Source organism: Streptomyces sp. B6B3 (assembly GCF_039871525.1).
Lineage (GTDB): Bacteria > Actinomycetota > Actinomycetes > Streptomycetales > Streptomycetaceae > Streptomyces.
The window spans coordinates 94,628-107,027 of record NZ_JBDPLU010000020.1 but is presented as its reverse complement, the minus strand read 5'-3'; the positions used below and the strand labels follow the sequence as shown (position 1 = coordinate 107,027).

Here is a 12,400-nt window from a genome sequence, read left to right as displayed (position 1 = left end):
GCGGCGCGGCGGCGCGAGACGCGGACTCCGAGGGGCCCGTTCCGCCATCCGGCGGGGCGGGCCCCTTGCGTGTCGATCGCCGTCGTGTCGGTGGCCGTCGCCGGCTGTCCGGTCACACGGCGATCAGCCCCAACTGCTCCAGCAGGCCGTAGTTGTCCCAGTTCCAGTAGGACTCCGCGATCTTCCCCTCGCGGAACCGGTGGGTGGTGTGCCCGGTCAGCGTGATCCGCCGGCCGCTGGGCTCCAGCCCCTGGAACTCGCCCGAGTGCGTCCCGGTCAGCGTCCACCTGGTCGTCACCAGGTCGCCCTCGGCGATCTGGCTCTCGATGACGAACGTGGGCGCGAAGGCGCTCATGTACATGGTCGCCTCGTCCTTGAATCCCGCCAGGTCCAGCGGGTCCACGGTGTTGGCCGGATCGTGCGCCCGGTAGTCGGGGGTGACCAGGTCGTCCAACGCGTCGAGCGCCCGCGGCTCCCCGCCGAGCACCTCGAAGTAACGCCGCGCGGTCGACGTGTTCAGCTGGTCGTCCCGGAAAACGTCGAGGTTCGTGAAGCGCGGCGGCGCGTCGCACAGCGCCACCATCTCCTCGTAGATCCGGTCGGTCTCCGGCAGCTTGGAGTTCCGCATCGCCTCCTCGTAGGACGGGAACTCGACGATCTCCACGACGTGCGCGGGGTCGTCCAGGTCGCGCCCCACGATCGAGTGGGTCGCGGTCCGCTTCCCCTGGGTCAGCGAGGCCCAGTCGTCCATGAGTCGATTCAGTTCCTCGACCCGGTGCGTCGTGCAGTCGATCACCTGAACGAATGACATGGCGAGTCTTCCTCCGAACGGCGTAGTCGTGCGGTGTATGACTCTTCCAGAATAGTTCTTTTACGCCATTCGACCGATATGCCCGTTCACGACGTGGACGATCCGTCTCGCCGTGGGCCGTACCGGCGTCCGGCCCGGGAGGACAGGCCACCCAGCGCGCGCCGGGGGACCAGTCGGGCCGCGCCCATCAGCGTCTTGTAGCGGGCGTCCGGTATGCACACGGTGCGCCGGCGGGCCAGCGCCCTGAGCCCGGCGTCCACCACCCGGTCGGCGTCCAGCCACATCCACCCGGGGATGCTGTCGGTGCGCATTCCCGCGCGTTGGTGGAACTCGGTGCGCACGAATCCCGGGCACAGCGCGAGCAGTCGCACCCCGCTCCCCGCCAGGTCCCGGGCCGCACCCTCGGTGAACTGGACCACCCACGCCTTGGACGCTCCGTACGTGCCGCGTGGCAGGAAGGCCGCCACCGAGGCCACGTTCACCACCGAACCGCGGCCGCGCTCCCGCATCGGCCCGACCGCCGCGTGGGTCAGCCGCAGCACCGCCTCGCAGTGCACCTTCAGCATGCGCAGCTCGTCGGCCACCGGCACCTCGGGGAACCGGCCCTTGAGCGCGAAGCCGGCGTTGTTGACCAGCAGGTCCACGGGCCGGCCGGGGTCGGTCAGCCGGGCCTCGACCGCGGTGAGACCCTCGTCGGTGGACAGGTCGGCCACCAGCACGGCGGCCTCGATGCCGTGCCGGTCATGCAGTTCCGCCGCCTGACGTCGCAGTGCGTCAGCGGATCGGGCGACCAACACCAGATCGTGGCGGTCGCGGGCCAGCCGCCGGGCGAACGCGGCGCCGATCCCGACTGTTGATCCCGTCACCAATGCAGTTGTCATACGCCAGACGGTAGTGGGCGGACCGGCTAGCCGGCGGCGCCGGGCTGGTGGGCGTTGGCGCGCACGAGGTCACGCCGGGCCCGGCCGAGCAGTTCCTCGCGCTCGTCCTCGGTCAACCCGCCCCACACGCCGTAGGGCTCTCTGACCGACAACGCGTGCGCCGCGCACTCGGAGCGCACCGGGCAGCGCATGCACACCTCCTTCGCCGCTTCCTCGCGAGAGCTGCGGGCGGCGCCTCGCTCGCCCTCGGGATGGAAGAACAGGGAGCTGTCCACGCCACGGCACGCGGCGAGCAGCTGCCAGTCCCACAGGTCGGCGTTCGGGCCCGGTAGGCGGGAGAAATCTGCCATCAGTCTGTCCTGTCCCATCGAGACGGCGAGCGTGCGGAACACTCAGCGTTGGCTCTACGTGGATGTAAATATGACTACCAGCTGAATATAGCCTCATACACCATGAAGTGGGCAAAAGGTCTAAATGGTACGGAAATGGATGTTGGGAACGTCGGGACATGGGAATCTGGAGAGTCGCTGTCGTGTGTCGGTCCGATCACGTAGAGTGCTTCTGCTGTGGGGTTGGTAGCCGTAACTCTTTCGGGTGACCGTCGTTGAGAGTGCGTAAACGGTTGACGCAGACCACAGCCCCCGGGAGGGGGTCTGGGCTGTCAATCGCACAGGTGACGACAGACAACTGCCTGGAGGCTCACAGTGATGCGCATCAGCTGCGGAGGGCGGCCATGACATCCGTCCTCGTCTGCGACGATTCCCCGCTCGCTCGGGAGGCGCTCCGCCGCGCGGTCGCGACCGTGCCCGGCGTCGAACGGGTCACGACGGCGGCCAACGGCGAGGAGGTGCTCCGCCGCTGGGGCGCCGATCGCTCCGACCTGATCCTGATGGACGTCCGGATGCCGGGCCTGGGCGGTGTGGAGACCGTCCGGCGGCTGTTGTCGGCCGATCCCGGCGCCCGCATCATCATGCTGACGGTCGCCGAGGACCTGGACGGCGTGGCGCTCGCCGTGGCCGCCGGCGCCCGCGGGTACCTGCACAAGGACGCCTCGCGCGCCGAGCTGCGGGCGACCGTGACCCAGGCGCTGGCCGACCCGACCTGGCGGCTGGCCCCGCGCCGGCTGCGCTCGTCCGACATGGGTGCCGCACCGACGCTGACCGCCCGCGAGATCCAGGTCCTGGAGGGCATGAGCCACGGCCGCTCCAACGCGGAGATCGGCCGGGAGCTCTTCCTCTCCGAGGACACCGTGAAGACGCACGCCCGCCGGCTGTTCAAGAAGCTCGGTGCCTCGGACCGGGCGCACGCCGTGGCCCTGGGATTCCGCTGGGGCCTGGTGCGCTGACCGGTCCGCTGGGGGGTCGCAGGTCCGGCCGCTGTCTGTGCAGGTGAGATGAGTCGGCCGTGACGCGGGGGCGAGGCCACGACCGCGTGGCTCCGCCCCCCGCGCCCGCCCTCGGCACTCCCGTTCGCGCACGTCCCCGTTCGCGCCGGTACGGCAGCCGCGCCCAGCCGCCCCCGGCCGCCCGAGACGTTGGGACCGCCGCCTTCGCCGAGTCCGGAGCGCGACCGTCGGTGGGCCGGTTTCCGGCCATCCCGGGACCTGCAAGAACGCTCGCGATCGCGGCCGCAACCGCAAAAGCTTCGCGCGTGCCGCATCCTTGAAGGATGACGCTCCATGGGGACGAGCCGGTTCGGTGTGAGGGGAGGGCGCAGACGATGCCTCGAAACGCGCCGTATCAGGCACCGCAGACCGCGACGGTGAGCGCTCCCGCACCGTCACATAACGCTTCGGTGCACAACTCGGCCCACGGCGGCCCGGACCACACGGCGCCGGTGCACCATGGTCTGATGCGCGATGACGAGACCGGAGTGATCGGCGCGCTCGTCCATCGTGCGGCTCGAGGCGACGCGCAGGCCACGCACGATCTTCTGGCCCACGTGCATCCCCTGGCGCTGCGCTACTGCCGGATGCGACTGGCCCGCCTCCCAGGAGAGGCCAGGCACTTCGTGGACGACCTCGCCCAGGAGGTGTGCCTGGCGGTGCTCTGCGCCCTGCCTCGCTACCGCGACACCGGGCGGCCGTTCGACGCGTTCGTCGTCGCCATCGCCCAGCACAAGGTCGCCGACCTGCAACGGGCCGCGCTGCGGCACCCCGGCGCCTGGGCCGTGCCCGCCGACGAGATGCCGGAGTGGCCGGACGACTCGCTGGGTCCCGAGGAGCGCGCGCTGCTCAGCAGCGACGCCGAATGGGCCCGCAAGCTGCTCGCCAACCTGCCGCGTCACCTGCGCGAGCTGGTGCTGCTGCGGGTCGCGGTCGGCCTGACCGCGGAGGAGACCGGCCAGAAGCTGGGCATGACCCCCGGCGCGGTCCGGGTGGCCCAGCACCGCGCGCTCACCCGACTCCGCGCCCTCGCCGGCCGCTGAGATCTCGCCGGTCGGGACCCGCCAGTCGTGACTCGCGCGTCGGGACCCGCGCGTCGGGACCGGTCCGCCGCCGGGCCCGGCCGGCCGCACGCGTCGGCCGCACGTGCGCGATCACGTGCACGGCGGGGTTTCGGGTGGCCGTAGCATGGAGACCCCGGGCGGGGCGGAAGAGACACGGAACGAATCCGAGGTTCGGGCATAGTGCGGAAGGGCTGTCATGACTGCTGACGCGGCGGGAGTGCCGGAGAAGTTCGCGACACTCGGGCTGACGTTCGACGATGTGCTGTTGCTGCCCGGCGCCGCGGACCTCTCGCCTGGTGAGATCGACACCTCCTCCCGGCTGTCGCGCAACGTCCGGTTGAACATTCCGCTGCTCTCGGCCGCGATGGACCGGGTCACCGAGGCGCGGATGGCGATCGCCATGGCCCGACAGGGCGGCGCCGGCGTGCTGCACCGGAACCTCTCGATCGAGGAGCAGGCCGCGCAGGTGGACCGGGTCAAGCGCTCGGAGTCGGGCATGGTCACCGACCCGATCACCATCCGCCCGGACGCCACCCTGAAGGAGGCCGACGCGCTCTGCGGCCGGTTCCGGATCAGCGGCGTCCCGGTCACCGACGCCGCCGGCCGGCTGCTCGGCATCGTCACCAACCGCGACATGGCGTTCGAGCTGGACCGCGGCCGTCAGGTGCGCGAGGTCATGACGCCGATGCCGCTGGTCACCGGCCAGGTGGGCATCTCCGGCGACGCGGCGATGGAGCTGCTGCGGCGGCACAAGATCGAGAAGCTGCCGCTGGTGGACTCCGAGAGCCGGCTGCGCGGGCTGATCACCGTCAAGGACTTCGTCAAGGCCGAGAAGTACCCGAACGCCGCCAAGGACGCCGAGGGCCGGCTGATCGTCGGCGCCGCGGTCGGGGTCGCCGGGGAGGCGTACGACCGGGCGCAGGCGCTGATCGAGGCCGGCGCCGACTTCATCGTCGTGGACACCGCACACGGCCATTCCCGGCTGGTCGCCGACATGGCCGCGAAGATCAAGTCCAACACCGACCGGGTCGACGTCGTCGCCGGTAACGTCGCCACCCGCGACGCCGCCAAGGCGCTCGTGGACGCCGGGGTCGACGGCATCAAGGTGGGCGTCGGGCCCGGTTCGATCTGCACCACCCGGGTGGTCGCCGGCATCGGCGTGCCGCAGGTCACCGCGATCTACGAGGCGTCGCTGGCCGCCCGCGAGGCCGGTATCCCGGTCATCGGCGACGGCGGCCTGCAGTACAGCGGCGACATCGCGAAGGCCCTGGTCGCCGGCGCCGACACGGTGATGCTCGGCAGCCTGCTGGCCGGCTGCGAGGAGTCGCCGGGCGAGCTGATGTTCATCAACGGCAAGCAGTTCAAGTCCTACCGCGGCATGGGCTCGCTGGCCGCCATGCAGTCCCGTGGCGACCGCCGCTCGTACTCGAAGGACCGTTACTTCCAGGACGAGATCGCCGAGGACGACAAGCTGATCCCGGAGGGCATCGAGGGCCAGGTGGCCTACCGCGGACCGCTCGCCTCCGTCGTGCACCAGCTCGTCGGCGGCCTGCACCAGTCGATGTACTACCTCGGCGGCCGGACCGTCGAGGAGATCAAGGAACGCGGAAAGTTCGTGCGGATCACGGCGGCGGGGCTGAAGGAGAGCCATCCGCACGACATCCAGATGACCACGGAAGCGCCGAACTACTCGCTGCGCTGACCGCCTGGCGCATCCCGGGGCCGCGGGCCCAGTGTCGAACGTAAGCACGTGAGAAAAGTGCGTAGGTGACTGAGTTGACTGAGATCGAGATCGGGCGCGGCAAGCGCGGGCGCCAGGCGTATGCCTTCGACGACATCGCCGTGGTGCCCAGCCGCCGCACCAGGGACCCGAAGGAGGTCTCGATCGCCTGGCAGATCGACGCCTACCGCTTCGAGCTGCCGTTCCTCGCGGCGCCGATGGACTCGGTGGTCTCGCCGGCCACGGCCATCCGCATCGGCCGGTTCGGCGGCCTCGGCGTGCTCAACCTCGAGGGCCTGTGGACCCGGTACGAGGACCCCGAGCCGCTGCTGGCCGAGATCACCGAGCTGCCGGAGTCCGACGCCAACCGGCGGCTCCAGGAGATCTACGCCGCCCCGGTCCGCGAGGAGCTGATCTTCCGGCGGATCAGGGAGGTCCGCGAGGCCGGCGTGGTGACCGCCGCCGCGCTCTCGCCGCAGCGCACCGCGCAGTTCTCCAAGGCGGTGCTCGACGCGGGCGTGGACATCTTCGTCATCCGCGGCACCACCGTCTCGGCCGAGCACGTCTCGGGCGCCGCGGAGCCGCTGAACCTCAAGCAGTTCATCTACGAGCTGGACGTTCCGGTGATCGTCGGCGGCTGCGCCACGTACACTGCGGCCCTGCACCTGATGCGCACCGGCGCGGCGGGCGTGCTGGTCGGCTTCGGCGGCGGCGCGGCGCACACCACGCGGAACGTGCTGGGCATCCAGGTCCCCATGGCCACCGCGGTGGCCGACGTCGCGGCGGCCCGCCGGGACTACCTCGACGAGTCCGGCGGCCGGTACGTGCACGTCATCGCCGACGGCGGGGTCGGCTGGTCCGGCGACCTGCCCAAGGCGATCGCCTGCGGCGCGGACGCCGTGATGATCGGCTCGCCGCTGGCCCGGGCCACGGACGCGCCCGGGCGCGGGCACCACTGGGGCATGGAGGCGGTGCACGAGGAACTGCCGCGCGGCAAGAAGGTGCGGCTGGGCACGGTCGGCACCACCGAGGAGATCCTCTCCGGGCCCTCGCACACCCCGGACGGCTCGATGAACTTCTTCGGCGCACTGCGCCGCGCCATGGCCACCACGGGCTACTCGGAACTCAAGGAGTTCCAGCGCGTCGAGGTGACGGTCAGCCTGACCCGGTGACGCGGGGCAGGGCCGGTGTGGCCCTGCCCGGCGCGTCTCACCGATTCCGCCGCCAGGGGCCGGTGATGGCCAGCAGGATGCCGGGCGTCTGGATGTTGGCGTACAGCGTGCGGCCGTCGGGGGAGAAGGTGACCCCCGTGAACTCGCTGTACTCCGGCTCCTCCTCGGTACCGAGGTTCAGCTCGTTGCGGGCCAGCGCGTACGTGTCGCCGTCCTCGTTCGCGCCGAACAGGTGCTGCACGCCCTCGCCGTCCTCGGCGATGATCAGGCCGCCGTACGGGGACACCGTGATGTTGTCCGGACCGTCCAGGCCGCCGGGCTTCGAGGGATCCGCGTTCACGCCCAGCAGCACCTTGAGGGTGACCGTGCGCCGCTTGGGGTCGTAGAACCACACCTGGCCGTCGTGCGGCAGGCCCGGGCTCTCGTCACGGGCGTACGAGGAGACGAAGTAGGTCCCGCCGTCGCCCCACCACATGCCTTCCAGCTTGCGGCTGCGGGTGACCTCGTTCTGCCCGAACTGCAGCCGGATCGGGGTCTCGCGGGCGTCCCGGTCGGGCACCTCGACCCAGTCGACGCCGTAGACCGTGCCGATCCGCGTGGCGCGGGACAGGTCGTCGACGAACCGGCCGCCGGAGTCGAAGCAGCGGAACGCCTGCAGCGTGCCGGCGTCGTCGGACAGGTGGCGCAGCCGGCCCCGGCCGTGTCGGAAGCCGTGCGGCGGCACCCAGCGGTAGAGCAGGCCGTTCGGCTCCGAGGCGTCCTCGGTCAGGTAGAGGTGGCCCTGCCGGGAGTCGACGACCACCGCCTCGTGGGCGAACCGGCCGAGCGCCTTGATCGGGCGCGGCTCGCGGCAGGCCTCCCGGTCGTGGGGGTCCACCTCGAAGACGTAGCCGTGGTCCTTGGTCATGCCGTTCTCGCCGGCCAGGTCCTCGGTCTCCTCGCAGGTCAGCCACGTGCCCCAGGGGGTGGAGCCGCCGGCGCAGTTCGTGGAGGTGCCGGCGATGCCGACCCACTCGGTGACGTGCTCGCCGTCGTCCACGACCTCGACGACGGTGCAGCCGCCGGCCGCCGCCGGGTCGTACACCAGGCCCTCGGTGAGCGGCACCGGGTGGTCCCACTCGTCGCGCGGGCCGCCCAGCTCGTGGTTGACGACCAGCAGGTCGGAGCCGCGCGGGCCCTCGAAGGTGGCGGTGCCGTCGTGGTTGGAGGGGGTGGACTCGCCGCTCTCCAGGAGCGTCTCGCCGGTCCGGGTGATGACCCGGTACGAGAAGCCCTCGGGGAGCGACAGCAGGCCCTCCGGGTCGGGGACGAGCGGGCCGTAGCCCAGCCCGTGGTGGCCGGGACGGCCGATCGCGCCGGGCGCGGTGGCCAGCACGCCGACGCTGCCGGCCAGCGCGATGCCGGCGCCGGCGGCCGCGGCCTGCACGACCGTGCGGCGGCTGATCGTGGCGCTGTCTGGTTTCTCTGCTGTGGTCATGGGGCACACACTGGCGCCGTTCGGCGAACTTCGGCTGAACCACAGGCGAAGGGGTGCGTGCGCGATGGCGCCGCCTGGCGACCGCCCCGCGGTCCTCCGGCCTGCGGTCCTCCGGCCCGGCGTCCCGCAGGCCGGAGGACCGGGCAGCGGACCGGGCGGCGCATCCCTCCGGCCGTCTCGGTCACAGGCGGTGCGCGGCCCCGGCGGGGGTCGCGCCTCGGGTGTCGAGCAGCAACTGGGCCTTCGCGGCCAGCCCCTGCAGGTCGTAGACGCTGTGGTGCTGGAGCAGCAGCGTGAGGTCGGCCGTGCTCGCGGCCTCGTACAGGGCGACGGCCGGCGGCACCTCCCGTCCGGCGACCCGCCAACGCGGTACGTACGGGTCGTGGAAGGAGACCCGGGCGCCCAACTCCAGCAGCCGGGCGGCGATCTCGCGGGCCGGCGACCCCGCCTGGTCGGGCGAGTCGGGCTGTCCCGTGACGCCGAGCAGCAGGACGTGGGCGCCGCGCGCCGACTTGCCGTACTCGTTGAGCAGGGCGGCGGAGCGCCGGGTGACGTAGCCCGGCATGCGCGCGTTGATGTCCCTGGCCACGCCGACGAGGCGGAGCCGGCCGCCGGGATCCAGGGGCCCGCCGGGGCCGCCGGGTCCGAGGCCGGGGCGCGGCACGGTCCCGTCGCCCGAGGGCCAGGGCGAGGGCCAGGGCCGGGCCTCGGCGCAGCGCAGCACGTCCCACAGGTCGATGCCGAGGTCGTGGCAGAGCATCGCCATCTCGTTGACCAGGGCGGTCGTCACCTGGGTGGCGTTCGTCCGCAGCACCTGGGCCGCCTCGGCCTCGGCCACGCCCCTGGCCCGCACCACCTTGTCGGTCAGCCGGCCGTAGAAGGCGGCGGCGGCCTCCGTGCAGGTGGGGGTGAGGCCGCCGATGACCCGCGCGCCGCGGCCGGCCGGCCCGGCGCGCCCGGGGGCGCTCGCCAGATGGAAGTCGCGCCCGGCACGCAGCCCCGAGCCCTCCTCCAGCATCGGGCGCAGCACGTCCCGGGTGGTGCCGGGGCAGACGGTGGACTCCAGCACCACCAGCGCCCGCGGGCCGAGCCGCGGGGCGAGCGCCCGGGCGGCGTCCGTCATGCCCCGGAGGTCCTGTTCCCCCGCGGCGTCCACCGGCACCGGGGTGCAGATCAACGCGGTGCGCACCCGGGCCAGCTCCGCCGGGTCACTGGTCGCGGAGAAGCCACGGGCCAGCATTCGGCGCAGCTCCGGCGTGGTGAGGAAGCCCTCGGCGGGCGGGCGTCCCGCGTTGAGGTCGGCGGCGGCCCGTTGGTCGGGCGTGAATCCCACGGTGTGGATGCCGGCGGCGGTGGCGGCCCGAGCGGCGGGCAGTCCCAGGTGTTCGAGGCCGAGGACGGCGAGATCGGCGGGCATGCGGTGGGGGCTCCCTCCGGCGGGACGAGCGGCACGGGTGGCCGGTCCGTAACGCAAGTCAGCTTAGGGGCATATATGAAAGATATGGTGGATTGTTCGTCCGACCCGTCGATGATCGCGCCAAAGCGCGGGAAATGGGGGAGCATCAAGGGCAGGAGTTGGGACAAGGACAAGATGAGGCCGGATCAGGTCGAACGAGGACGCGACGACGACCGAAGCACGACAGAACGAGACGAGACGTCAGCAGAGCGGTAACGACGCAAGCCTGGGAGGCAGCGGTGAGGACGGCGGCACTGGGGCCCGACGGTCGGACCAACGCACTCGCCCGAATGGCGGAGCGGGAACTCGACGTGTTGGTGGTGGGAGCCGGTGTGGTCGGGGCCGGCACGGCGCTCGACGCCGTGACCCGGGGCCTGAGCACAGGGCTCGTCGAGGCGCGGGACTGGGCGTCCGGCACCTCGAGCCGGTCGAGCAAGCTCATCCACGGCGGGCTCCGTTATCTGGAGATGCTCGACTTCGGCCTGGTCAGGGAGGCGCTCAAGGAGCGGGGCCTGCTGCTCGGCCGCCTCGCGCCGCATCTGGTCAAGCCCGTCCCGTTCCTCTACCCCCTCCAGCACCGTGGGTGGGAGCGGTGGTACGCGGGCACCGGCGTGGCGCTCTACGACGCGATGGCCCTCTCCTCGGGACACGGCAGGGGCCTGCCGCACCACCGCCACCTCAGCCGCCGGCGCGCGCTGCAGGTGGCGCCCGCGTTGCGGAAGGAGGCGCTGGTCGGCGCGCTGCAGTACTACGACGGCCAGGTGGATGACGCGCGTTTCGTCGCGACCCTGGTGCGCACCGCCGCCGGGTACGGGGCGCACGTCGCGAACCGCGCGCGGGTCGCGGAGTTCCTGCGCGAGGGCGAGCGGGTCGTCGGCGTGCGGGTGGTGGACCTGGAGCAGGACGGCAGCTACGAGATCCGCGCCAAGCAGGTGGTCAACTCCACCGGCGTGTGGACCGACGACACGCAGAGCATGATCGCCGAGCGCGGCCAGTTCCACGTGCGGGCATCCAAGGGCATCCACCTGGTGGTGCCCAAGGACCGCATCCACTCCTCGACCGGCCTCATCCTGCGCACCGAGAAGAGCGTGCTGTTCGTCATCCCCTGGGGCCGCCACTGGATCGTGGGCACCACGGACACCGCCTGGGACCTCGACAAGGCCCATCCGGCGGCCTCCAGCGCCGACATCGACTATGTGCTCGAACACGTGAACTCCGTACTCGCCGTGCCACTGACCCGGGACGACGTGGAGGGCGTGTACGCCGGCCTGCGCCCCCTGCTGGCGGGCGAGTCGGACGCCACGAGCAAGCTGTCCCGCGAGCACACGGTGGCGCATCCGGTGCCCGGGCTCGTGGTGGTGGCGGGTGGCAAGTTCACGACGTACCGGGTGATGGCGAAGGACGCCGTGGACGCGGCGGTGCACGGCCTGGACCGGCGGGTCGCGGCCTGCTGCACGGAGGAGGTGCGACTGGCCGGCGCGGAGGGTTTCCACGCGCTGTGGAACGCGCGGGCGCGCATCGCCGCCCGGGTCGGGCTGCACGAGGCGCGCATCGAGCACCTGCTGAATCGATACGGCTCGCTGACCGAGGAGGTTCTGGAACTGGTCGCCGACAACCCGAAGCTCGGCCAGCCGCTGCCCGCCGCCGACGACTATCTCAAGGCGGAGATCGTCTACGCCTGCACCCACGAGGGCGCTCGACACCTGGAGGACGTGCTCACCCGCCGCACCCGGATCTCCATCGAGACGTTCGACCGCGGGACGCGCAGCGCGCGGGAGTGCGCCGAGCTGATGGCGGGCGTGCTGGGCTGGGACGCGGCCCAGATCGAGCGCGAGGTGGAGCACTACGGGAAGCGGGTGGAGGCGGAACGCGAGTCGCAGCTCCAGCCCGACGACCAGACCGCCGACGCGGCGCGGCTGGGCGCACCCGATACCGTGCCGCTGTGATCTGATCGAATCTCGGCCAGATGGGGGACAATGGCCGGGATAATCGGAGGGGCGCGAGGCATGGGCCAGGACAACGGGGACAGCGCGGACGGCGCTGACGCGCCGGCGGAGCGGGAGCGCACGCCGGCGGACGGTGGCACGCTGAACATGGGCGCGGCGCCCGATCCCGCGCCGGACCCGGCGCGGGATCAGGACGCGGACCGGGACCAGGAGCGGCCACCGGCCGCCCAGCCGGTCACAGAGCCGGCGGAGGAGGCGGAGAAGAGGCCCTGGTACGCGACGGCCGCCACCTCCCCGCCTCCCGCCCAATCCCCCGCCGTCCCCCCGATGCCTCCCATGCCCCCGGCACCCCCCACAACCCCACCCGAGGAACCCCCGCAGCCGGTCGCGGAGCCCCCGGCGGAGCCGGAGGATCTCCCACCGGTTGACGCCGACCCGGCGGAGCCCGGGACGATGCAGATGGCGGCGCTTCCGCCGCAGGACGCCGTG

At 72.2% G+C, this 12,400-nt stretch carries 10 protein-coding genes; 5 read left to right on the top strand and 5 right to left on the bottom strand.

Annotation, left to right across the window (positions count from 1 at the left end):
• Positions 1-112: 112 nt before the first annotated feature.
• From ABGB06_RS31385 to ABGB06_RS31375, 3 genes are all read right to left on the bottom strand, one after another.
• Positions 113-811, bottom strand: a complete 699-nt coding sequence (locus tag ABGB06_RS31385; protein WP_347595974.1) for an ester cyclase — start codon at positions 809-811, stop codon at positions 113-115.
• A gap of 86 nt (positions 812-897) precedes the next feature.
• Entirely contained in the window at positions 898-1,692 is a 795-nt protein-coding gene (locus ABGB06_RS31380) for an SDR family oxidoreductase (protein ID WP_347595971.1), read from the bottom strand.
• A 26-nt stretch (positions 1,693-1,718) separates the two neighbouring features.
• The gene (locus tag ABGB06_RS31375; RefSeq protein ID WP_347595968.1) at positions 1,719-2,042 is read right to left on the bottom strand and encodes a WhiB family transcriptional regulator; all 324 of its coding nucleotides are present in this window, start codon (positions 2,040-2,042) and stop codon (positions 1,719-1,721) included.
• Positions 2,043-2,425: 383 nt separating this feature from the next.
• Between ABGB06_RS31375 and ABGB06_RS31370 the strand changes: the two genes are divergently transcribed.
• The 4 genes from ABGB06_RS31370 (at position 2,426) to ABGB06_RS31355 (ending at position 7,032) form a co-directional block, all read left to right on the top strand.
• A complete protein-coding gene (locus tag ABGB06_RS31370; RefSeq protein ID WP_019431595.1) occupies positions 2,426-3,037 on the top strand; it encodes a response regulator transcription factor in 612 nt (203 codons plus the stop codon).
• A gap of 506 nt (positions 3,038-3,543) precedes the next feature.
• Positions 3,544-4,119 (top strand): RNA polymerase sigma factor ShbA, encoded by a 576-nt coding sequence (gene shbA / locus ABGB06_RS31365; RefSeq protein ID WP_347595964.1) that lies wholly within the window; start codon positions 3,544-3,546, stop codon positions 4,117-4,119.
• A gap of 217 nt (positions 4,120-4,336) precedes the next feature.
• A complete protein-coding gene (gene guaB, locus ABGB06_RS31360) occupies positions 4,337-5,842 on the top strand; it encodes an IMP dehydrogenase (protein WP_347595961.1) in 1,506 nt (501 codons plus the stop codon).
• A 74-nt stretch (positions 5,843-5,916) separates the two neighbouring features.
• Positions 5,917-7,032, top strand: a complete 1,116-nt coding sequence (locus ABGB06_RS31355) for a GuaB3 family IMP dehydrogenase-related protein (RefSeq protein ID WP_347596167.1) — start codon at positions 5,917-5,919, stop codon at positions 7,030-7,032.
• Between the two features lie 37 nt (positions 7,033-7,069).
• Here the strand turns inward: ABGB06_RS31355 and ABGB06_RS31350 are convergent, their stop codons facing one another.
• A complete protein-coding gene (locus tag ABGB06_RS31350) occupies positions 7,070-8,509 on the bottom strand; it encodes an alkaline phosphatase PhoX (RefSeq protein ID WP_347595958.1) in 1,440 nt (479 codons plus the stop codon).
• 181 nt (positions 8,510-8,690) lie between these two features.
• A complete protein-coding gene (locus ABGB06_RS31345; protein WP_347595955.1) occupies positions 8,691-9,926 on the bottom strand; it encodes a nucleotide sugar dehydrogenase in 1,236 nt (411 codons plus the stop codon).
• Positions 9,927-10,204: 278 nt separating this feature from the next.
• On the opposite strand from ABGB06_RS31345, the gene ABGB06_RS31340 reads away from it, so the two are divergent.
• Positions 10,205-11,911: a glycerol-3-phosphate dehydrogenase/oxidase gene (locus tag ABGB06_RS31340; protein ID WP_347595952.1), complete on the top strand. Its 1,707-nt coding sequence runs from the start codon at positions 10,205-10,207 to the stop codon at positions 11,909-11,911.
• Positions 11,912-12,400: the final 489 nt, after the last annotated feature.

Excerpts from the sequence above, each read along its gene's own strand:
- ABGB06_RS31385 (WP_347595974.1), bottom strand. The coding sequence starts at position 811 with ATGTCATTCGTTCAGGTGATCGACTGCACGACGCACCGGGTCGAGGAA.
- ABGB06_RS31380 (WP_347595971.1), bottom strand. The coding sequence starts at position 1,692 with ATGACAACTGCATTGGTGACGGGATCAACAGTCGGGATCGGCGCCGCG.
- ABGB06_RS31375 (WP_347595968.1), bottom strand. The coding sequence starts at position 2,042 with ATGGCAGATTTCTCCCGCCTACCGGGCCCGAACGCCGACCTGTGGGAC.
- ABGB06_RS31370 (WP_019431595.1), top strand. The coding sequence starts at position 2,426 with ATGACATCCGTCCTCGTCTGCGACGATTCCCCGCTCGCTCGGGAGGCG.
- shbA (WP_347595964.1), top strand. The coding sequence starts at position 3,544 with ATGCGCGATGACGAGACCGGAGTGATCGGCGCGCTCGTCCATCGTGCG.
- guaB (WP_347595961.1), top strand. The coding sequence starts at position 4,337 with ATGACTGCTGACGCGGCGGGAGTGCCGGAGAAGTTCGCGACACTCGGG.
- ABGB06_RS31350 (WP_347595958.1), bottom strand. The coding sequence starts at position 8,509 with ATGACCACAGCAGAGAAACCAGACAGCGCCACGATCAGCCGCCGCACG.
- ABGB06_RS31345 (WP_347595955.1), bottom strand. The coding sequence starts at position 9,926 with ATGCCCGCCGATCTCGCCGTCCTCGGCCTCGAACACCTGGGACTGCCC.